Raw genomic sequence first — 20,316 nt, forward strand, 5'->3', positions numbered from 1 at the left:
TTCGAAAGGGAGACGAACATGCCCACAAGAGAACATTTGGAAGGCCAGTGGCGCGAATGGCGCTACGCTCATGTCGCCAAGATGTTCCGGCCTTATGGCTGGACCTCGCTGGTCGCCCAGTACTGGCTGGAAGCCGGCGACAAGGACGTCAGCTTCGACCTGCTCCCCGGAACCTGGTCGGTCGAGGACAGCAAGGTCATGTTCACCCCGCCCGCTTCGGGGCCGAACCTCTCCGTCAATGGCACCTATCCGACCGAGCCGATCGAGATCATTCCGGGCCGCAACCAGACCTATGGCCACGGCAAAAGCGAGCCCGTCTATTTCGGTGTCAACGAGGTCGAAGCTATCCTGCGCAGCAGGAATGACGGCAAGTCGCTTTATGGTGTGCGCGTGCGCGATCCGCGCGTGGCGACGACGGTGGAGGAGGCGGGCGTTTCCGCATTCGACTACGATCCAGCATGGCGTATTCCCGGCGTCTACACGCCGACTGATATCACCGAATACGAGGCGGAAACCGTCGAAGCCGGCGTGCGTGAATCGACGCCGCGGATCGGCACCTTCACCTTCGAGCACAATGGCAAGAGCTATACCATCGAGCTGATCGGCAAGGACACGGCAACGGGCGTGCAGCCGGTGGCCCATGTCCGCGACAAGACCAGTGGCCCCGTCACCTACGGTGCCGGCCGCGTCATCGAACTGCAGTTCACCGACGGCACCAACAGCCGCATCGACTGGATCGATTTCAACTATGCGGTGGCGCTGCCATGCGCCTTCACCAACTTCGTCACCTGTCCGCTGGTCCCGCGCGAGAACCAGCTCGATTTCGAGGTTCTCGCCGGTGAAAAGCGCCCGGCGCGGGACGTGGTCAGGACGATGACCTATCAGGCTGGCACAGACGCCGCCTGACAGGCATTTGCCGCTCGCGCGTGCGGTTCCCGATGTGGTGGGGTGACAGACACCTCGCCATTTGCAATCACTTCTGTTTCGACAGGAGGCGCGGGCGATGATGACGGGAGCGATGTGCAGGGCGGCGCGTGCGCTGGTGGAAATCAGCCGGCAACGGCTTGCCGTCGCCTCCAGCGTCGACGAGGCCGATATCGAGGCCTTCGAACGCAAGACCGGCATCCCGGACGATGCCGCCATTGGCGCGCTTCAGGCGGCATTGGAACATTACGGCGCCGTCTTCATCCCCGAGGAGGGCGGCAATGGCGCGGGCGTGCGCCTGAAGTTCAGCCGGTCGGTGACCAAAAGACTGTCGATGCTCGAGGGCGAGGGCGGGCCTGCCGCCAGCGACGACGTTCCCTGAGGCGGCTCATGATCTCGTCCTTGAGGCTATCGGGCAATCCGGTCTAGCTTCGCGCATGCGACTGTTGTCTGCCCTGTTGTTGTCGCTGATGTCGTCGGCCGCCTTTGCGCAAGACTGCGTCGTGCTGCTGCATGGCCTCGCGCGCTCCGACGTGTCCTTCCTGCTGATGGAAGAGACATTCACCAAACTCGACTACGCCGTCGTCAGCGACACCTATCCTTCGGTCGAGGCGCCAATCGGGCAGTTGATCGCCCATGTCGGTACGTCGGCGGCAAAGTGCGGTCCGGCAGCCAGGGTCAACTTCGTCACCCATTCGATGGGCGGTATCCTGCTCCGGGCCTGGCTGAAGGACAACCGGCCGCCAAATCTCGGCCGGGTGGTGATGCTTGCGCCGCCCAACCACGGCTCCGAGGTCGTCGACACGCTCGGCGGACTCAAGTTGTTCGAGATGCTCAATGGCCCCGCCGGCATGCAGCTCGGCACGGGGCCGGACAGCGTTCCGAACCAGCTCGGTGCTGCGGATTTCGAGGTCGGCATCATCGCCGGTGACCGCAGCGTGAACCCGATCCTGTCGACGATGTTCGACGGGCCCAATGACGGCAAGGTGTCGGTGGAAAGCACCAGGCTCGCCGGCATGGTCGACCACATCGTGCTGCCGACCACCCACACCTTCATGATGAACAATCCGCTGGTCATCGCCCAGACGATCAACTTCCTGCGCGACGGACGGTTCGACCACCAACTGACATTGGGCGAACTGCTGCGGCGCGGGCTGGGCAACTGAGCGGGGAAGGCCCGGCGGGTTGGTTGCTGCAAAAGTCCTGAACAGCTGGCAGGAAGTACCGCATCGGCGTCACTCGCCGTGGTAGTCGTCGATGAGCATGCGCTCGAAATCGAGCCCGCGCTGCCAGTTGTTGAGACGGCGATAGACGGCGTGGCCATAGTCGTCAGGCAGGTCGACCCGGCCATCGGTCTCCACCAGGACGCAGGCGCGCAGCCGCTTGCGATGTTCGTGGACCTTGGCAAGCGTGACGGCGCGGACGCGCTCGCGCGGCACGTTCCGCGCTTTCATCTGAGCGACGCCGTCGCGAACCGCTTCTTCAGTGGGTTCCACTGTCAGCCATGTCTCGGGGTCGCCGAAGATATGGCGGCCGCCGATCGAGGGCGTCGAGACGACGGGCAGGCCGGCAAGCAGGTATTCGATGCTGGCATACATCGCGCCTTCTTCCGCCGACAGGCACAGGCCGGTGGCGCTCGCCGCCATGACGGCGTTGATCGCCTGCCAATCGAGCTTCTCGATGCGGTGGCCATCGTGCGGGTTGAGAAAGTGATGCGCTGGCATCATGCGCTTGAGCTCGTCGAGCAGATCGGCGGTCTTCTGTCGTCCGGTGAGGCGCGATTCGTAGAAGACGTGCGCGGCGCTTGGCACCAACCGGGCCAGGTGACGGCGTTTCCAGGGACTGATCATGGCGTTGTAGAAGGCATCGTAGGTGTTCTCGACACCAGATACGGGCTTGAACGTCTGTTCGTCGGCCAGGGCATTGTGGCTGCAGAACAGCGCGTTCAGTCCATGCTCGCGAAATAGCGCGACTTCCTCGAGTTCGTTGCACATGAAGACGAAGCGATGCTCGGGAAAGCGGCGGCGATAGAGCCGCTCAGCGGTCAGCGTCCGCAGGACCTGCCGCTCCTTGCGCATCGCCCAAGTGAACCAGACGAGAAACAGGGCAGGGCGGGCGGCCAAGCGAGATCCAAGATAGTTCGCAACGCCGAGTGGCGCGTGATTGAGCATCGAGGAGGTAAATACGGGGCACGAGCCGTCGTCGAGCCGCCCCGCTGCCATCCTGAGTTCTGCTCCAGCCCTTGTCGCTGCATCAGGTGCAAAGCCGGGTCCGGCGTGGATTCGGGTTCGGTAAGCTAGCCTCAGCTTGTTCTTCAGTCGCATGTTGCCCACAAGCCGTGCCCATCCAAGGCTCACCTATCGCATGGGAACCACCCGACAGAGAAGGGCCACGGAGAGGTGCCGAAAATTGCCACCAAAAACAATCTGGACGCGAGTATTGCGTTTTGCAATGCAACCCTATAGATATCTCGGCCCGCAGCTGTTGCTTATATGTGCATTTGCTTGATAAGCAGTTTGCCGGGAAAAAACCTAGGGGTAGGGTAGGCGTGGGGTATTCGACAATTTACGCGGTCTCGGGCAACGACATCGTCTATGAGACGTTCGATGGTGACGCGGTCGTTCTCGACCTCGCCAGCGGCAGGTATTTCGGCTTCTCCGACAGCGGCAGCTGTGTATGGGAAGCGCTGATCGCACAGGTTCCGCCGGCAAGTCTGGTCGGCCGCACCTGCGGCAGCGGACAGCTTTCCGCCGCCGACCTGGATGCTTTCATTGCCAGGCTGAACGAGTATGGACTGCTTTCGCCTGCGACCGGCATGGCATCGGCCGCATTGTCGCCCGAGCTCGCGCAGCGCCTGGCGGCGGCCCGCGAGGGGCTCAAGATCGACATGCACGACGAGCTCGCCGACCTGGTGATGGTCGACCCGATCCACGACGTCGACGAGCCTGCCGGCTGGCCGGCGGTGAAGCAGTAGCGCCGGTTTCCGGCGCATTTCGATACCACTTGCTGCCTTCAGGTTCCGATGCGAGTGTAACCCTTGACGATCTTGCCGACTATGCGCGCGAGCTCCTCGCCGCCTGCGAGGCGAATGCCGATGCCTTTCCCGGGAAAAGCCGGGTCGAGCTGCCCGGCCTGGCGATCGACGTGTTTTCCGATCACGGCGAACTGGCGAGGGCGCTTGGCCACGGCATGGTTGCAGAGATAGCTGCCGGACGACCGGCGACGCCGGGGCGGATTTTTCTCGCCCACCCTGGCATTGGCTCGATTCCGCAGCCGGCGTTGTGGGGCGAGGCGCTGTTTCATCCGAACATGTTTTCCGAGCGGCTCGAAGCCAACGGCCTGCGCGGCCATTACTTCCACGACCTCAGCTACTGGCAGTTCTACGATGTCGAGAGACAGCTGGGCGTGCAGCTCATGCGGTCCGCCGACGGCTGCCCGCCATGGGAGTTCGGTGCCCCGCTGCGCTGCTTCCTGCATTGGGAATATGCGGCGCGCGGCATGCGCCTCACGCATGCCGGAACGCTCGGCAAGGGCGGCAGGGGCGTGCTGCTGGCCGGGGCCGGCGGCGCCGGCAAGTCGGGCACGGTCGCTTCGGGCCTGCTTGCCGGGCTCGACAGCGTCGGTGACGACTACGTGCTGGTCGAATTCGACGGTGACCGTTCGCTGGCGCGCCCATTGTTCACGACCCTCAAGCAGGACCGGGCGGGCTTCGATCGGCTTGGGCTAGCCCGGCTGCTGCCCGATCCGGGCCTGCTCAACTGGCAGGGCAAGTATCAGTTCAGGGTGCAGGACATTTGCCCGCGTGGCGTCGCCAGTGAACTCGACATCGTGGCGCTGCTTGTGCCGCAGATATCGGGCGCCGCGCAAAGCACCATCACGCCGCTTGCGCGCAAGGACGCGCTTATGGCGCTGGCGCCGTCCGGCATCGCGCAGATGCCGGGCGAACGCGAAAGCGGATTTCGTTTCTTTGGCGAGCTGACACGTCGGTTGCCGTGCTACACTCTGACACTGGGCACGCGCGGCAACGAGATCGCGGATACGATCGCCGCGTTTCTGGACAGGGGCAATTCATGAAGCTGGGCATCGTGCTGCCCGTCTACAACCGCGAGAGCTACATCGGCTCGGCGCTGCGCTCGGTTTTGCGACAGAGCGACGCCGCGCAGCTCGACATCATCGTCATCGACGACGGCTCGGTCGACGGTACCGTGGCGGCTGTGCGGTCATTCATCGCCGACGGCGCGCCGATCCGCCTGTTCTCACAAGCCAATTCAGGCGTGACCAAGGCGCGCAATGCCGGCCTGCGCCGGCTCTCTGACGACACCGAGTTCGTCTCCTTCATCGATTCCGACGACATCTCACCCGCCGGGCGCTTTGCCGCCGACCTTGCCTATTTCAAGACCGATCCGGCGCTCGAACTCACCTATTCCTACATGCGCATGGTCGACCAGATCGACGACGAGACGCTCGAGCCGGTTGCAGGATGCGACGACCGCATCTTTCGCGGCGTGCATCTGTCGGCCGGCATCTATCGGCGCAGCCTGATCGCGCGGATCGGCGATTTCGACGAGGAGCTGGCGCAGGCAGAGGACACCGACTTCCTGTTTCGCATCTTCGAGCAGAGGGCGCGATTTGTCTTTCCCGACACGATCGCGCTCTACTACCGCCGCCATGAACACAATCTGACCCGGAACGTCGCCGAGTCGCGGCGGGAGTTCCTCAAGGCGATGCAGAAATCGATGCGCCGCCGCAAGGCCGACCCGACGCTCGGCGACCTCAGAGGTTTCATCCAGGTGGCGCATCCGTCGGGCGATGGGGCGCCGCTGCGGCCATGAGCTACAGCGTCGTCATTCCCGCCTGGAACGCGGCCCGCACGATCGCCGAGACGCTGCGCTCGGTTGCCGCGCAGACAGTGCCGCCTGCCGAGATCATCGTCGTCGATGACGGCTCGACCGACGAGACCGAGGCGGTGACGCGGCAATCGGGCGTTCCGGTCCGATATGTCAGGCAGGACAACTCCGGACCGGGCAGTGCCACGACGCGCGGCTTCGCGCTGGCCAGGGCGCCCTTCATTGCAACTGTCGACGCCGACGATCTGTGGCTTGGCGACAAGATCGAGCGTCAGTTTCGCAGGCTGGAAGAGGCGCCGCAGCTGGCTGCCGTGTTCACGCAGTGGCGAACCTTTCGGCATGGCGAACCAGACGATGGCACCGGCAAGGTGACGCCCGGCTGGTCGCGCACGACGATGTTGGTCCGTAGCCAGGTGGCGCTTTCCGTCGGCCCGGTGATCGACCCGCCAGGCAACCGCGGTGAAATGGTCGACTGGCTTGGCCGGGCCCGCGAAGACGGCCACCAGCTCGGCATGATCGATGAGGTCCTGGCCCTGCGCCGGATCCTGCCGGGAAGCATGTCCTACGGCCGCGATCCCGAGCGCGACCGCGGCTATCTCGAGGTCGCAAGAATGGCCATGCTGCGGCGCAAGCTCAAGAACGCCGGACAGGGCTGATGGCATCCACGTCACGCCGCATCGGCCGGCGCTTCCCCGACTATGGCTGGGCATGGCCGACAAACGGTCTCGACCAGTTGCTCAAGGCGGTGCTGTTGCCGGACCATGCGGTCGCGCAGACGCAGGCCTTGCGGTGGCTCGATGCCAACGACATCGATGCCGTCGAGTTCCGCGAGCACAGGCTGCTTGCCGCGATCGCCGACCGGTTCGGCAAGGCGCTGGCGATGCATCCCGCCTATCCGCGTCTCGCTGGCCTGCAGAAGATGCTGTGGACCAAGTCGCGGCTTGCCATGCGCGAGGCCGAGCCCGCACTGAGGGCCATCGTCGCGGCCGGCGTGCCGATCATGCTGCTCAAGGGCGCGAGCCGCATCGCGGTGGAGCCGGCGGCACAGCGCGGTCGGGTGGCGCACGACATCGACATCCTTGTGCACCCCGAGCACATGGTGGCCGCCTTCGACATGCTGCGTCATGGCGACTGGCAGGTGTCGACAGGGGTCAGTCCCCAATATCTCAAGCCGCGGTTAGCTGCGGTGCGGTCGATGAATTTCTTCAAGGGCAGCTATGGCGACATCGATCTGCACCAGGTCGCTTATGACTGGTCGCAGGCAGATGAGGCGGACGACGCTGCGGTTTGGCAGCGCGCCACGCCGGCCTCCTTCACCAGTCTCGACGTGCTGGTCCCTTCGACCGCCGACCGGGTGACGCTGGCGATCGGCCATGGCGGCCTCGACGCTCATACCCACAGCGACTGGCTGGTCGACACGGCCTCGGCGATCCGCGCCGGCGGCGTCGACTGGGCCGTGCTTTGCGACGTCGTCGCCCGCAGGCACCTTGCCGTGCCGACGGCGGTGGCGCTGAGCTATCTGAAAGCAGAGATGTCGGTGCCGGTTCCCGACGATGTGCTGGAGCAGGTGGTCGACATGGCCGATCGCGCCGGCGCCGCCCGTATCGCTGCCTTGCTGCAGGCCAAGCCGCGGACCGACTTCAAGGGTCTGACCTGGCTGTCACGCGGTGTCGCCAAGCAGTTGCGCATGCGCAAGAAACGCGCTGTCCGTGAGCGCGAGCTGCCCGGCGTCGTCTGGCACGGTCGGCGCACACAGGCGGGCGATGGTGCGGGGCAGGTCACCCCGGCACTGGCGCAGCAGGTGCCGTTGCCGCCGGCGGCAGTTGGCGGTGCGCCTGCCGAGATCGACATCGTCGTGCGGCTGGACGTGCCGCCGGTGCGCCGTCGCATCGAGATGGAGCTGAATGGCGGCGAATGCCATTTCGCGCGGCTGCGCTATCGCAAGCTGGGTAAATCAGGCGGCCGGCTGACCTTGCGGTTTCGCGGTACCATCCGGCCGGACCAGGCGGATGGCGCGTTGGTGCTGTCGGCGCGGCCGTCGCGACAGTTCCGCGCGTGGGAGCATGAGCAGACGGTCGCCACCTATGGTGCGGTGCCGTTCCAGATCGTCTCGGTGACCGTTTCGCCGGCTCGCTGAGCCGGAGAACAGTTTGCGCTGCCTGCAGTTCCGCGCAACCTGGTCTCAGCATCGTCGCGGCTCAGGCAAATGCCGCCCTGTATAGTCCCGGATGGCAACTTGACTTTACCTTGGCCGTCGATAGGTTGGCGCCGTCATGGTCTTCCGCCGCGAGGTGGAAGCTAAGAGGGAATCCGGTGCGAAACCGGAGCTGTCCCGCAACTGTAAGCGGTGAGCCTATTGCCCCTGTGTCACTGGCATTCGTGCCGGGAAGACGGGCGACAAGGCTACGACCCGCGAGCCAGGAGACCTGCCTGACAGAGTGAGATTCCGTGGTCGGGGTGTGCCACAGGAATGCCGGTTCCGGTTCGGAAGCCCGTTTGCGGCTTTCGCCAGGTCTGCATTTCCGCATCCACGCCAGGGCAGGCAGAGGTTGGCGCGGCGATGTCGGGAAGAACGGTTTCCCCAGAATATCGAAAGTTTGGGCAGACGCATTCGTTGCCTGCTGCCGTGGCATCGCGCCTCGACCTATTGTCCCGGACGCCTTCCGGGCATGGCAACGCCAGGCGTTGCGCACCCCTTTCAAGCAAGGAGAGATCATGAACATCAGACATTGGATCCTTTGGCTCGGGCTCGCCGCGGCATCCGCCATTGGCCTTGCGCCGGCGGCCGCGGAAAGCTTCACCGACGATGCCGGCCGAAAGGTCGAGCTGGAACTGCCGATCAAGCGGGCGGTGATCTTCAACCGCTACGCGGTCGAGTTCGCCCGCGCCATTGGCGCCATCGACAAGGTCGTTGGCGTCGATGCCAGCACGATGCGGGATCCGACCTACTGGCCGCAGTTCAAGGAAGCCGACATTGTCGGCCAAGGCCAGACGCAGCCCAATTACGAGGCGATCGTTGCGCTCAAGCCGGACCTGGTCATCATCCCTCGCAACGGCGTCTATGAGGAGGCAGCCAAGCAGCTCGAAGCCTTCGACATTCCGGTGCTGGTCGTCACCGCCTGGGACACGCTGCAGCATGTCGAAAACGTGACATTGTTCGGCAAGCTGTTCGACGAGAAGGAAAAGGCCGATGCGCTGAACGCCTACTACACCAGGTACATGGACCTGCTGGCCGAGCGTCTGAAGGGCGTCGAGCGCAAGAAGGTTTATCTTGAAGAGGTCCGTGATCTCGTGACCGTCACGCCCGGCTCAGGCTGGCACGACATGATCGAGGCCGGCGGCGGCACCAATGTCTTCGGCGACATCGACATCAAGAAGGAGCCGTCGTCGCGCGGCAACGAAAACAGCTTCACCGTCGATCCCGAGGAGATCATCGCGCGCAAGCCCGACCTGGTGATCAAGCTGCAGCCCGGCTCCTACCAGACCATCCCGGAGGCAAAATTCGCCGAGAGCTGGAGGGCGATCGTCGCGCGCGAGGAAATATCAGGCACGCCGGCAGGGCAGGCGGGCGATGTCCGCCTGATCAACTACTACCTCGCCGGCGGCTCGTCCAAGGTCACCGGCGCGCTGCAGGTCGCCAAGTGGCTCTATCCCGACCTCTTCACCGACGTCGATCCCGAGGCTGCGATGAAGGAATGGATCGAGATCTACCAGGGGCTGCCGTTCCAGGGCGGCATGACCTACCAGGGCACAGCCTCCAACTGATCGACCAGCACGCCGCCGCCCGGCAGGCGGCGGCGTACCCTCTCAATCCGGAGCCTAGAGCACGTCCCGCAATCGATGAATCGATTGTGAAGTGACGGGCGCGTTCGGTGCTGATTCAACATCTATCTCGATGGAGGTGGAGTATGGGGAAGGCACTGAGCGGAGATCTTCGGTTGCGGGTCTTGAAGGCTTCAGACGAAGGCATGTCGGCGCGCAAGGCGGCGGCGCGGTTCGGGGTGGGCGTATCGAGTGCGATCCGCTGGATTGCGCGGGCGAAGATCGGCGAACTGGCGCCGCGGCCGCAGGGCCGCCGCCGCGCTTCCAGTCTCGACGCGCATGAAGGCTTCATCGTCGGGATGATCGAGGAGCACAAGGACATCACGCTCAACGAGATGGTGGCTCGCCTGGAGGGGGAACAGTCGGTGCGGATCAGCCGCAGCGCGCTGAGCGCCTGGCTTGGCCGGCGCGGCTGGACGTATAAAAAAAGTCCGCGCACGCATTGGAGCAGGACCGCCCCGACATCCTGATGCGCCGCCGTGCCTGGTTCGACGGCCAACTCGACCTCGAGCCGGCGCAGTTGGTGTTCATTGATGAAACCGGACTATCGACCAAGATGGCCCGCCTGCGCGGAAGAGCGCCACGCGGCGAGCGTTGCCGTGCCGGTGTGCCGCATGGCCACTGGAAGACCACCACCTTCACCGGAGCGCTGCGGCTGACAGGCATGACCGCGCCCTTCGTCTACGACGGCGCCATGAACGGCAACGTGTTCCTCGCCTATGTCGAGCAAGTACTGGTCCCGACGCTCAAGCCCGGCGATGTCGTCATCATGGACAATCTGCCCGCTCACAAGGCTGCCGGCATTGGCGATGCGATCGAGGCTGCCGGCGCGAGACTGCTCTACCTGCCGCCCTACAGTCCCGACTTCAACCCCATCGAGAACGCATTCTCGAAGCTCAAGGCTCTGCTGCGCGCAAAGGCCGAGAGAACGATCGCGGCACTGTGGGACGCGGTCGGATCGGTCATCGAACTCTTCACCCCCGCAGAATGCGCCAACTACTTCAAGGCAGCCGGCTATGACCCAGATTAAACAGGATGCGCTCTAGACCATGGACATCGCAAGCAGTGCCGGTTTGGCGCGTGGCCAATCCGACGGCATTTCCAGCCTCTACCACCGAGCCGGCTATCGCAAGGCGGCTGTCATCTTGTGGTCGCTGCTTGTGCTGCTGCTCGTCGCCGGCGGCGTTGCCATCGTCGGCATCGCCGAGACGGGGCTGGTGACGCTGCTCATGGTCATCCTGCAGAAGCTGTCGTTCGGCCATTTCGTCGCCGAGGTCGATCCGCAGCAGGCGCGGGTACTGGTTCATCTGCGCCTGCCGCGCGTCGTCATGGCCATGGTGGCGGGCGGTTCGCTGGCCTTCGCCGGCGTGCTGATGCAGGCGATCACACGTAACCCACTGGTCAGTCCCTATACGATCGGCGTGTCCTCGGCGGCGGCCTTCGGTGCCTCGATCGCCATCATGTTCGGCATAGGCTTCAGCGCCGCCGGGCTCTACTTCGTGCCGCTGACGGCATTCCTGTTCGCGCTCGGCTGCGCCGTGCTGGTGTTCTCCATGGCCTGGCTGCGCGGCATGGGGGCACAGACGATGGTGCTGACCGGCATTGCCCTGATGTACCTGTTCAGCGCGATGACCGCAGCCGTGCAGTTCGTCGCCACCCAGGAGCAACTGGCCCGGGTCGTGCACTGGACGTTCGGCAGCCTCAACGGCATCGGCTGGGATGCGGTTGCCGTCTCTGGTGCGGCACTGCTGGTCGCCCTGCCGCTGGCGCAGTCGCGGGCCTGGCAATTCAACGCGTTGACGAGCGCCGGCGACGACGTTTCGCGTTCGCTCGGCATCAATGTCGCGCTGCTGCGCGGCATCGCCGTCGTGCTGTCGGTGGTGGTCTCAGCGGTGGTCATCAGCTTCACCGGCGTGATCGGCTTTGTCGGGTTGATCGGGCCGCATGTCGCCCGGCTGCTGATCGGCAGCGACCATCGCCATCTCATCCCGTTTTCGGCGATCTGCGGCGCCATGCTGCTGCTTCTGGCCGACACTGTCGGGCGCATGGCGTTCAGCCCGACAGTCATTCCGGTCGGCATCGTCGTCGCCTTCGTCGGCGTGCCGCTGTTCCTGCACCTGATCCTGTCCAGGCGCTCGGAGTATTTTTCATGAGCGACTATCTTTCCGTCGACAAGGTCAGCTTCGGTTATGGCAGCCGCCCCGTGCTGCGCGAGGTCTCGGTCGGGCTGACGAAGGGCGACATACTCGGCCTCATCGGCCCCAATGGTGCCGGCAAGTCGACCCTGGTGCGGACCGTGCTCGGCCTTGCCACGCCGTCGTCGGGGCGGATCCTGCTCGACGGCCACGACATCCGCGCAATGTCGCCCAAAGTCCGCGCCCGCCGGATCGCCTATGTGCCGCAATCCTCGCCGCTCAGCTTTCCAGCGACGGTGTTCGAGACCTGCCTGCTCGGTCGCACACCGCATATGGGGGCGAGCCCGAGCCGTGGTGATCTCGCCGTCGTCGAGGACATGCTCAGGCGGCTGCGACTCGAGGATTTCGCCTTCCGTCCGATGTCGGAGCTCAGCGGCGGCGAACGCCAGCGCGTGATGCTTGCGCGTGCCCTGGCGCAGGAGACCGAGGTGCTGGTGCTCGACGAGCCGACGAGCGCGCTCGACATCGGCAACCAGCTATTCACCCTGCGCGTGGTGGCCGAGATCGCGCGCGAACGAGGTGTGACGGCACTGGTCGCCATTCATGACCTGTCGCTCGCCGCCCGCTTTTCCGACAGCCTGCTCCTGCTCGACAAGGGCGCCGTTGTCGGCCATGGCAACTGGCGGAGCACGTTGACCGAACAGACGGTGCGCGACGTCTATGGCGTCAATGTAGAGATCGGGCTGCTGCGCGACATTCCCGTTTTTGCCCCGCACGAGCTGACCTGATGCGGCTCGACATTTCAGGCTTTGCGCGAGGGGGAAGGGCCCAGAGCCACGCTTCGGTGTTGCGGCTCTGCGAAGACGTCGAGCGCATGGGCTTCGACGGCATCTGGTTCAACGAGTTTCATTTCCAGAACCCGCCGCAGGCTTATCCGTCGACCTTGATCCTCGCCTCCGCCATCCTTGCCCGGACGCAGCACCTGCGGGTCGGCACCTCCATCGTGGTGACGCCGCTCTACCATCCATTCCTCTTGGCTGAGGAGGTGGCACAGTTGCACTGGCAGAGCGGCGGCCGCATCGACCTGGGCATCGGCCGTGGCACACATCCGGCGACGCTTGCCGCGCTGGGCATCGCCGCCGAGAGCACCAGGGCTCGTTTCGAGGACTCCTACCGGATCATGCGCGATGCCTGGACATCAGGCGCAAGGATCGAAGAGGGCGCGTGCTGGCCGGCTTCGGAGGTTTCGGTTGGACCGCTTCTTCCAGGCGAGACGGTACCGGTCTATGTCGCCGGCACCTCGCGCGACACGCTTGGATTCGCCGCCCGCGAGGGATTGCCGTTGCTGCTCAGTCTCGATCCGCCTGAAGTCGGGCAGCTTGCCACCTACCAGGCAATCCTCGAGGAGGAGGGCCATGCCTGCCGTCTGCGGGCGTCGCAACTGTCTCGCTATGTCTGCATCGCTCCGACGACGGTGCAGGCGATGGGCAAGCTCGACGAGCTGGTGCCGCGGCTGTTCGAACGTCGGGTTGCGTCGGCAAAGGCCGCAGGGCGGTCTACTGACCAGATCGTGATGCCCGACCGGCAGACGGCCATGGCGCGGCAGGTGATTGCAGGCGCGCCGGACGATTGCGTGGCGCAGCTCAAGGCGCTGGCGGCAGTTACGGGTATCGATGCCATGCGCCTGGTCTTCAACGGCAACGGCATCGTCGACATGGCGGCGGCGCTCGCCGACATGGAGTTTTTCGGACGCGAGGTGCTGCCAGCCTTGCGGCCCGCCTGAGCGCGTCTCAGGCGGCCTTGTCGGCCGCATCGGCACGGTCTGCCTTGCGCGCCACCACCCAGCCCAGCAGGGCCGCGCCGAAAAGCACGACCGCCGCGAGGTAGAAGGCGAGGCCGGGATAGGGCAGCGGCGTGCCGTCGCGCACCGTCCAGGCATAGACCGCGCCGAAGAACAGCGGCGAGGCGACGCCGGCGATGCTCGCCACGCTCATATTGGCGCCTTGCAACTGGCCCTGCTCGAATTCGGAAACGCGCTGGGTCATCAGCGACTGCGTCGTCGGCATGGCGAGGCCCCAGAGCGCGTTCGGAATGATCGCCAGCGAGAACCAGAATCCCGTAGGCGCAAGGCCCATGCAGGCGATGCCGAAGGCGCCGGCAAACAGGCCGAACACCATCGTAGCGCGATCGCCGAAGCGCTTGACGGCCGGGCCGACGATCAGACCCTGGACGATCATGTCGAGCACCCCGACCATTGCCAGCAGCGTGCCGACCTCCCAGGCATGCCAGTTGTAGCGATAGGCGGCATAGAGCACGAACACCGCCGAAAAGACGTGATGGGCGAAATGCAGCAGGAAGGTCACTGCGGCGAGCCCGGTGAGCTCAGGGTGCGAACGCAGCAGCATCATCGCGCCGAACGGATTGGCGCGGCGCCAGGAAAACGACATGCGCTTTTCGCGCGGCAGAGATTCCGGCAGCACGAAGGCACCATAGAGGAACGCGAGCCCACTCATTGCCGCCGCCACCCAGAACGGCGCGCGTGGCGAGATCTCGCCGAGGAAGCCGCCCATCAGCGGACCGGCGACGAAACCGGCGCTGAAGGCAGCACCGATCAGGCCGTAGGCGCGGGCGCGGCCCTCGGGCGGGGTAATGTCGGCCATATAGGCGAAGACGGTTGTGAAGCTCGACGAGGTGATGCCGGCGACGATGCGGCCAAGCGCCAGCCACCACAGGTTCGGCGCCAGCGCCATCAGCACGTAATCGGCGGCAAGGCCCGCCGTCGACAAAAGGATGACGGGACGGCGACCATAGCGGTCGGACAGCGAGCCGATGATCGGCGAGCAGACGAACTGCATGAAAGCCCACAGCGCGATGAAGACACCGTTGATCCAGCCAGCATCGGCGTTGGACCCGGCGAACTCCTCGATCAGCGAAGGCAGCACCGGAATGATGATGCCCATTGCGACGATGTCGAGAACGGCGGTGACGAAGATGAAGGCGATTGCCGCCTGGCGCCGCGACGCTGTGATGGACATGATGGTGGCCTCGATGGACGTGCCTTATAAAACAACCTGACGCGCGATCCAGCCGTGGCGGCGTATATTGTCCAAACCTACTGACATTGGGGCAAGAGCACCGAAGCGCTGAACCAAGTCTTCACGCCTTGAAAAAGCCGACCTACAAATGCGGTCGGATTCGAGACACGGGCGCGCCGCGCGCCGTTCTACAAGACTGCCGACACTACTGCGCCGCGCGTCGAATTGGGTGCGCAAAGGACGCTGTAGCATTGTGAAACCGTGCATGATCCCCATGCACCAAGGAGCCTGCCATGCTGCGCAAGACGGATTTCTTCATCGACGGAAAGTGGGTCGCGCCGACGGTCGCCAAAGAGCTCGACGTCATCAACCCGGCCGACGAGCAGCCCTTCGCGGTGATCTCGCTGGGATCCGCCGCCGACGTCGACAAGGCGGTTGCCGCAGCGCAGCGCGCCTTCCCGGCGTGGAGCGCCACAAGCCGCGAACAACGTATCGCGCTCTTGGAAAAGCTGCTCGCCGCCTACAACAGGCGAGTGCGAGACATGGCCCAGGCGATTTCCTGGGAGATGGGCGCGCCGATCAAGCTGGCGCTGGAACAGCAGGCAGCCAGCGGCTCGGGCCACATCAAGAGCTTCATCGAGGTGCTGAAAAGCTTCGAATTCGAGGAGCCGCTCAACGACAAGAACCCGCAGGAGCGCATCGTGCGCGAGCCGATCGGTGTCTGCGGGCTGATCACGCCGTGGAACTGGCCGATGAACCAGGTGGCGTTGAAGGTCGTGCCGGCGCTGGCAGCCGGCTGCACGGTGGTGCTGAAGCCGTCTGAGATCGCGCCGATGTCGTCGATCGTGTTTGCCGAGATGATGGAGGAAGCAGGCTTCCCGGCCGGTGTCTTCAACATGGTCAATGGCGACGGGCCGACAGTCGGCGAGGCGATGTCGCGCCATCCCGGCATCGACATGATGTCCTTCACCGGTTCGACCCGCGCGGGCGTGGCCGTGACCAAGGCTTCCGCCGAGACGGTCAAGCGCGTGGCGCTGGAACTGGGCGGCAAGTCGCCCAACATCGTCTTCGACGACGCTGACCTCACCGACGCGGTGACGCGTGGGCTGGCGCATTGCTTCGAGAATACCGGCCAGTCCTGCAACGCCCCGACACGTATGCTGGTGCAGCGCCCGGTCTATGCCAAGGCGGTCGACATCGCGGCGAAATATGCCGCCACCGTCAAGGTCGGCAATCCGGCCGAGGATGGCGACCATATCGGCCCGCTGTCGTCCGACGTGCAGTTCGAAAAGGTGCAGGGCATGATCGACGCCGGCATCAAGGAGGGCGCGCGCGTCGTTGCCGGAGGCCTCGGCCGGCCCGAGGGCTTCAACCGCGGCTATTATGTGCGCCCGACGGTGTTTGCCGACGCCAACAACGACATGCGCATTGCCCGCGAGGAGATCTTCGGTCCTGTGGTGGCGATGATCCCGTTCGAAACGGAAGAGGAAGCCATCGCCATCGCCAACGACACGCCCTACGGCCTATCGGCCTATGTTCAAACAGGTGACAAGGCGCGCGCCCAACGCGTGGCGCGCAAGCTCCGTGCCGGCATGGTGCAGATCAACGGCACCGACCGCCCCTATGGCAGCCCCTTCGGCGGCTACAAGCAGTCCGGCCTCGGCCGCGAGGGCGGCAAATGGGGCATCGAGGATTTCCTCGAGGTCAAGGCGATCAGCGGGTTCGAGGAAGGTCTGGGCTGATCTCTTTTCGTCTCAAGAGGTTCCCCCTCTCCGTCACGGCTTCGCCGTGCCACCTCTCCCCCACGTTGTGGGGGCGAGGAACCCAAGTTTCTGCGAGGTCGCACTCTACCTGTGCAGACCAGTCAATTTCGCTAGGGCCTGCGTGATTGGCGTTTCCTCTCCCTCACGGAGTGGGGAAAAGGTGGCTCGGGCGAAGCCCGACACGGAGAGGGGCTTCAAGCGAAACCGCCTCTCTTAACCCCCGTTCCGCCTCAAATATTCCATGGCAATCTCACGCATCCTTGTGCCATCGATGCTGTCGGCGTGGCCGCCATGGGCGATGCTTACCGGCAGATCGATGAGGCGCCGCATGGTGGCACAATAGGCGGTGCGGTCGGAATCCGGCATGTCGTCGACCAGAAGCCCACAATGGATGGCGTCGCCCGAGAACAGCGTGCCGTCATGGCAGTCGAACAGGCCGATCGAACCGGGCGAATGGCCGGGCAGATGCAGCACGGTAAAGCTGCGATCGCCAAGCTCGATGACATCGCCATCGTCAAGCAGGCGGTCAAGCGGCGCAGGCACAATGGCATAGTCGGCGGAGCTCCAGCCGGGCCAGGGCAGTTCCGACACCGCGCCGGGAAAGTTGCGGAACATGTTGGCGTAGGTGGCCTCGTCGGGCATCGTCTCGAAGAATGCTGCCTCGATGCGCGGGCCGGCGCGCCAGGAAAACTCGTGCAGCGAGCCGACATGGTCGAGATGGACGTGGGTGGCGACGACAAGCAGCGGCTTGCCTGGCACAATGTCGATTTCGGGTGCGAGCGCACAGATGCCCATGCCGGTGTCGACAAGCATGTCGAGGTCGCGGCCGCGCACCAGCCACATATTGGCGCGACAATAGTCAGTGACGAAGGGCTCGCTCAGCATCGTCGTCGTCGCGTCGACGATGGTTCTCGAAAACCAGCCGGGACGGGGCGTCACACGAAGGGCCTGCCGATCTTGAAGCGGCCGGGCACCAACCGCCTGAGATAGTCCATGCCCTTTTCGGACAGATGGTTGACGTCTGGCAACATGTAGTCGTCGGGCATGTGCCGGGTCTTGCCGGCGACATTGGCCAGCGGCACCAGCTTCAACACGGTCTTGCCGCCCTCATATTTCAGCGCCACCGAGCCGCCGCCCTTGTCGGCCGCATCGACGGCGAAGACGCCGGCGTCGAAGGCCTCCTGCGCGTCGACGGCATTGACCGCGCCGATGTAGCCGCGCGGCATGTAACCGAGCGCGTCGACACGGGCGCGCTTGCCCGGCAGGCCTTCGGCGAGCGCGTTCTCGAAGGCGCGGCTCAGGTCGCTGCCCGAAAGCTTGATGTTGCCATGGGCGTCGCGCTCAAGCTTGTCGGCAGGCACGATGCTCTCGACCAACGCCTTGCCGTCGGCGGTGCTGACGCCTTCGGAAACCGCAACGACGCAACGACGATGGCGGGCCAGCGTCTCCTTCACCTCGTCGATGAAGCGCGGCACAGAAAAGGCACGCTCCGGAACGTAGATCAGGTGCGGCCCATCGGTGTCTTCGTCGCGCCATGCGGCGGCGGCGGCGGTCAGGAAGCCGGCATGACGGCCCATGACGATGCCGACATAGATGCCGGGCAAGGCGCGGAAATCGAGATCGACCGAGAGGAAGGCGCCGGCGACGAATTCCGCCGCCGAAATGAAGCCCGGAGTGTGGTCGTTTTCCTCGAGGTCGTTGTCGATGGTCTTGGGCGCGTGCACGAAGGCGATACTGCCCTGGGCCGCATCCGTCAGGATCTGCTGGGTGCCGGCGGTGTCGTTGCCGCCAATATAGATGAAAGCGCGCGCATCGGCCTTCTTCAGGCCTTCGAGCACGAGATCGCAATAGGCGGCATCAGGCTTGTCGCGCGTGCTGCCGAGGGCCGCGCCCGGGGTCGCCGCGATGCGCAGCAACTGCTCCTCAGGGATGTCGGTCAAGTCGACATAGTCACCGTCGCGGATACCGCGCACGCCGTGCCGCGAGCCGAGGACCCGCGCCTTGGGATGGCGGCGGCGGATTTCGAGCACGGCACCCGCCATGGTCTGGTTGATGACGGCGGTCGGTCCGCCGCCTTGCGCAATCACGAATGTCGAGGGCATGGTCGTCCTCCCCAAGGGTGCCGGAAATCGCCGTCGCAACGGCGCTGTTTTCCGGCACATTCGCCCTTCTGGCGAAGCGACGCAATGGGAGATTCAACCGGTTCGCAAGGTTTCGAAGATGCCGGGCCGGAGCTTTCGCTCCGGCGGTTTGCTTTAGCCGACGACGATCGGTGTCTTGCCGTTGACCCGGCTGTAGAGGTCGATGACGTCCTGGTTGATCATACGCACGCAACCCGACGACATCGCCTGGCCGATGGTCCACCATTCGGGCGAGCCATGAACGCGGTAGCCGGTGTCCTGGCCGTTCTGGAAGATGTAGAGGGCACGCGCCCCGAGCGGGTTGTCGAGGCCGCCGGGCTGGCCGCCGGCCCATTTCACCAACTCCGGCTTGCGCGCGATCATCTCGCGCGGCGGCGTCCAGGTCGGCCACTTCTTGCCGTACTGGATGTTGGCGCGGCCACTCCACAGGAAGCCGTCGCGGCCGATGCCGACGCCGTATCGGATGGCTTCTCCGCCGGGCTGGACGAGATAGAGAAAGCGTTCCTGCAGCTTGACGACGATGGTGCCGGGCGCTTCGCCGGTCGGATCGACGACGATCTGGCGGCGGAACTTGGGATCGACCTTGGCGAAGGGGATTTCCGGCAGCTGGAATCCTTCGTCGGTGAAGGACGCATACATCACATTCGGGCTGGTGACCTGCTTGTCGACGCTGATCTGTGGGCGGACCGAACCGGTGACGGTGTTGTCCAGGCCCATCGCCGGCATGTCGAAGTCCATGGCGCGGCTGCAGCCGGCGACCAGGCCAGCAGCGCCGAGGCCGAACAGCACGTTGCGGCGCGAGGCAAGGTTCGAAAACTCGGTCTTCGGAGCAGGCGATTTCGACACGGCACAATTCCACTCTACACGCGGGGCGGCCAGGCACCGGAGCGAACCCCGGCTGTGGATCGCGTGTATTTTCACCATTCATGGTTGAAAAAGCATGAACGCCATCGGCCGCGCGTTAAGGGCTTTACATCGGCGCGGAGCCGGAGCTTGATCCCGCTTCCAAATGAGGGAGAGTTGCCATGTCGTTTGAAAGCTGGGCCGCCTTTGCCGCCGCGTCGGCGGTGCTTCTCGTCATTCCGGGGCCCACGATCCTGCTCGTCGTATCCTATGCGCTCGGCCAGGGCTGGCGCACGGCATTGCCGATGGCCGTCGGCGTGGCGCTTGGCGATTTCACCGCCATGACACTGTCGATGCTCGGCATCGGTGCGCTGCTTGCCGCGTCCGCCACCGTCTTCACCATCGTCAAGTGGATCGGTGCCGCCTATCTGATCTATCTCGGCATCAAGCTGTTCCGCGCCGGTGGCACGCTCGACGCCAAGCCGCGCACGGATGCCGCGTCTGCGGCCAAGATGATGGCCCATGCCTGGATCGTGACCGCGCTGAACCCCAAGAGCATCACCTTCTTCGTTGCCTTCCTGCCGCAATTCCTCGACCGCAGCGGCGATTTCTGGACCCAGATGGTGATCTTCGAGCTGACCTTCCTGACGCTCGCCTTCGCCAACGCCTTCGGCTACGCGCTGGTGGCAGCACGCGCCCGCAGCGTGGTGTCCAACCCGCGTGCCATCCGCATCTTCAACCGCACCGGCGGCACGCTTCTGGTCGGCGCCGGCATTGCGGCCGCGGCCACCCGCTCGGGGCACTGA

20 protein-coding genes and 1 riboswitch are annotated in these 20,316 nt (G+C 64.8%); of the genes, 15 read left to right on the forward strand and 5 right to left on the reverse strand.

The window, feature by feature from the left end:
- The first annotated feature begins 18 nt into the window (after positions 1-18).
- The 3 genes from N7E70_RS09065 to N7E70_RS09075 all read left to right on the forward strand — a co-directional run bounded on the left by N7E70_RS09065 (position 19) and on the right by N7E70_RS09075 (position 2,090).
- Entirely contained in the window at positions 19-906 is an 888-nt protein-coding gene (locus tag N7E70_RS09065) for a DUF1684 domain-containing protein (protein ID WP_246790428.1), read from the forward strand.
- A gap of 97 nt (positions 907-1,003) precedes the next feature.
- On the forward strand, positions 1,004-1,306 hold the full coding sequence (locus tag N7E70_RS09070) for a hypothetical protein (RefSeq protein WP_067957933.1): 303 nt from the start codon (positions 1,004-1,006) through the stop codon (positions 1,304-1,306).
- 55 nt (positions 1,307-1,361) lie between these two features.
- Positions 1,362-2,090: a lipase family alpha/beta hydrolase gene (locus N7E70_RS09075; RefSeq protein ID WP_263006126.1), complete on the forward strand. Its 729-nt coding sequence runs from the start codon at positions 1,362-1,364 to the stop codon at positions 2,088-2,090.
- A gap of 69 nt (positions 2,091-2,159) precedes the next feature.
- On the opposite strand, the gene N7E70_RS09080 is transcribed toward N7E70_RS09075, so the two are convergent.
- The gene (locus N7E70_RS09080) at positions 2,160-3,047 is read right to left on the reverse strand and encodes a glycosyltransferase (protein WP_263006127.1); all 888 of its coding nucleotides are present in this window, start codon (positions 3,045-3,047) and stop codon (positions 2,160-2,162) included.
- A gap of 425 nt (positions 3,048-3,472) precedes the next feature.
- Between N7E70_RS09080 and N7E70_RS09085 the strand changes: the two genes are divergently transcribed.
- The 10 genes from N7E70_RS09085 (at position 3,473) to N7E70_RS09130 (ending at position 13,511) form a co-directional block, all read left to right on the forward strand.
- Positions 3,473-3,898, forward strand: a complete 426-nt coding sequence (locus tag N7E70_RS09085) for a PqqD family protein (RefSeq protein ID WP_067957941.1) — start codon at positions 3,473-3,475, stop codon at positions 3,896-3,898.
- A 29-nt stretch (positions 3,899-3,927) separates the two neighbouring features.
- Positions 3,928-4,998: a serine kinase gene (locus tag N7E70_RS09090; RefSeq protein ID WP_263006128.1), complete on the forward strand. Its 1,071-nt coding sequence runs from the start codon at positions 3,928-3,930 to the stop codon at positions 4,996-4,998.
- Positions 4,995-5,756, forward strand: coding sequence for a glycosyltransferase family 2 protein (locus N7E70_RS09095; RefSeq protein ID WP_263006129.1), 762 nt, complete (start codon positions 4,995-4,997; stop codon positions 5,754-5,756). The genes N7E70_RS09090 and N7E70_RS09095 overlap by 4 nt, the downstream gene beginning before the upstream one ends.
- Entirely contained in the window at positions 5,753-6,427 is a 675-nt protein-coding gene (locus tag N7E70_RS09100; protein ID WP_263006130.1) for a glycosyltransferase family 2 protein, read from the forward strand. Before N7E70_RS09095 ends, N7E70_RS09100 begins: the two co-directional genes overlap by 4 nt.
- Entirely contained in the window at positions 6,427-7,908 is a 1,482-nt protein-coding gene (locus N7E70_RS09105; RefSeq protein ID WP_154386391.1) for a nucleotidyltransferase family protein, read from the forward strand. Before N7E70_RS09100 ends, N7E70_RS09105 begins: the two co-directional genes overlap by 1 nt.
- A gap of 120 nt (positions 7,909-8,028) precedes the next feature.
- Positions 8,029-8,218: riboswitch (cobalamin riboswitch) on the forward strand.
- Positions 8,219-8,486: 268 nt separating this feature from the next.
- Complete coding sequence (locus tag N7E70_RS09110) at positions 8,487-9,536, forward strand: ABC transporter substrate-binding protein (RefSeq protein WP_263006131.1); 1,050 nt, start codon at positions 8,487-8,489, stop codon at positions 9,534-9,536.
- Positions 9,537-9,679: 143 nt separating this feature from the next.
- Positions 9,680-10,623, forward strand: a protein-coding gene (locus tag N7E70_RS09115; protein ID WP_263005224.1) for an IS630 family transposase whose coding sequence is annotated in 2 segments (ribosomal slippage) — positions 9,680-10,016 and positions 10,016-10,623 — 945 coding nt in all. Because the reading frame shifts where the segments join, the coding sequence is not laid out codon by codon here.
- A gap of 19 nt (positions 10,624-10,642) precedes the next feature.
- Positions 10,643-11,746, forward strand: a complete 1,104-nt coding sequence (locus N7E70_RS09120) for a FecCD family ABC transporter permease (protein WP_263006132.1) — start codon at positions 10,643-10,645, stop codon at positions 11,744-11,746.
- The gene (locus tag N7E70_RS09125; protein WP_067957960.1) at positions 11,743-12,516 is read left to right on the forward strand and encodes an ABC transporter ATP-binding protein; all 774 of its coding nucleotides are present in this window, start codon (positions 11,743-11,745) and stop codon (positions 12,514-12,516) included. Before N7E70_RS09120 ends, N7E70_RS09125 begins: the two co-directional genes overlap by 4 nt.
- Positions 12,516-13,511 carry an LLM class flavin-dependent oxidoreductase gene (locus N7E70_RS09130; protein ID WP_263006133.1) on the forward strand — a complete coding sequence of 332 codons (996 nt, stop codon included), beginning with the start codon at positions 12,516-12,518 and terminating at the stop codon, positions 13,509-13,511. The genes N7E70_RS09125 and N7E70_RS09130 overlap by 1 nt, the downstream gene beginning before the upstream one ends.
- Positions 13,512-13,518: 7 nt before the next feature.
- On the opposite strand, the gene N7E70_RS09135 is transcribed toward N7E70_RS09130, so the two are convergent.
- Entirely contained in the window at positions 13,519-14,763 is a 1,245-nt protein-coding gene (locus N7E70_RS09135; protein WP_067957965.1) for a TCR/Tet family MFS transporter, read from the reverse strand.
- A 293-nt stretch (positions 14,764-15,056) separates the two neighbouring features.
- Between N7E70_RS09135 and N7E70_RS09140 the strand changes: the two genes are divergently transcribed.
- The gene (locus N7E70_RS09140; RefSeq protein WP_154386394.1) at positions 15,057-16,505 is read left to right on the forward strand and encodes an aldehyde dehydrogenase family protein; all 1,449 of its coding nucleotides are present in this window, start codon (positions 15,057-15,059) and stop codon (positions 16,503-16,505) included.
- 234 nt (positions 16,506-16,739) lie between these two features.
- Here the strand turns inward: N7E70_RS09140 and N7E70_RS09145 are convergent, their stop codons facing one another.
- The 3 genes from N7E70_RS09145 to N7E70_RS09155 form a co-directional block, all read right to left on the reverse strand.
- On the reverse strand, positions 16,740-17,411 hold the full coding sequence (locus N7E70_RS09145) for an MBL fold metallo-hydrolase (RefSeq protein ID WP_263006167.1): 672 nt from the start codon (positions 17,409-17,411) through the stop codon (positions 16,740-16,742).
- A 50-nt stretch (positions 17,412-17,461) separates the two neighbouring features.
- A complete protein-coding gene (locus tag N7E70_RS09150; RefSeq protein ID WP_263006134.1) occupies positions 17,462-18,628 on the reverse strand; it encodes a diphosphate--fructose-6-phosphate 1-phosphotransferase in 1,167 nt (388 codons plus the stop codon).
- 153 nt (positions 18,629-18,781) lie between these two features.
- On the reverse strand, positions 18,782-19,513 hold the full coding sequence (locus tag N7E70_RS09155) for a L,D-transpeptidase (protein WP_263006135.1): 732 nt from the start codon (positions 19,511-19,513) through the stop codon (positions 18,782-18,784).
- 179 nt (positions 19,514-19,692) lie between these two features.
- Here N7E70_RS09155 and N7E70_RS09160 point away from each other — a divergent pair, with 179 nt between their 5' ends.
- Complete coding sequence (locus tag N7E70_RS09160) at positions 19,693-20,316, forward strand: LysE family translocator (RefSeq protein WP_067957979.1); 624 nt, start codon at positions 19,693-19,695, stop codon at positions 20,314-20,316.

Source organism: Aminobacter sp. NyZ550 (assembly GCF_025628925.2).
GTDB lineage: Bacteria > Pseudomonadota > Alphaproteobacteria > Rhizobiales > Rhizobiaceae > Aminobacter > Aminobacter ciceronei.

Coding starts and splice junctions, on each gene's coding strand:
- N7E70_RS09065 (WP_246790428.1), top strand. CDS start 19: ATGCCCACAAGAGAACATTTGGAAGGCCAGTGGCGCGAATGGCGCTAC.
- N7E70_RS09105 (WP_154386391.1), top strand. CDS start 6,427: ATGGCATCCACGTCACGCCGCATCGGCCGGCGCTTCCCCGACTATGGC.
- N7E70_RS09075 (WP_263006126.1), top strand. CDS start 1,362: ATGCGACTGTTGTCTGCCCTGTTGTTGTCGCTGATGTCGTCGGCCGCC.
- N7E70_RS09120 (WP_263006132.1), top strand. CDS start 10,643: ATGGACATCGCAAGCAGTGCCGGTTTGGCGCGTGGCCAATCCGACGGC.
- N7E70_RS09160 (WP_067957979.1), top strand. CDS start 19,693: ATGTCGTTTGAAAGCTGGGCCGCCTTTGCCGCCGCGTCGGCGGTGCTT.
- N7E70_RS09145 (WP_263006167.1), bottom strand. CDS start 17,411: ATGCTGAGCGAGCCCTTCGTCACTGACTATTGTCGCGCCAATATGTGG.
- N7E70_RS09110 (WP_263006131.1), top strand. CDS start 8,487: ATGAACATCAGACATTGGATCCTTTGGCTCGGGCTCGCCGCGGCATCC.
- N7E70_RS09150 (WP_263006134.1), bottom strand. CDS start 18,628: ATGCCCTCGACATTCGTGATTGCGCAAGGCGGCGGACCGACCGCCGTC.
- N7E70_RS09095 (WP_263006129.1), top strand. CDS start 4,995: ATGAAGCTGGGCATCGTGCTGCCCGTCTACAACCGCGAGAGCTACATC.
- N7E70_RS09125 (WP_067957960.1), top strand. CDS start 11,743: ATGAGCGACTATCTTTCCGTCGACAAGGTCAGCTTCGGTTATGGCAGC.
- N7E70_RS09135 (WP_067957965.1), bottom strand. CDS start 14,763: ATGTCCATCACAGCGTCGCGGCGCCAGGCGGCAATCGCCTTCATCTTC.
- N7E70_RS09070 (WP_067957933.1), top strand. CDS start 1,004: ATGATGACGGGAGCGATGTGCAGGGCGGCGCGTGCGCTGGTGGAAATC.
- N7E70_RS09140 (WP_154386394.1), top strand. CDS start 15,057: ATGCTGCGCAAGACGGATTTCTTCATCGACGGAAAGTGGGTCGCGCCG.
- N7E70_RS09100 (WP_263006130.1), top strand. CDS start 5,753: ATGAGCTACAGCGTCGTCATTCCCGCCTGGAACGCGGCCCGCACGATC.
- N7E70_RS09130 (WP_263006133.1), top strand. CDS start 12,516: ATGCGGCTCGACATTTCAGGCTTTGCGCGAGGGGGAAGGGCCCAGAGC.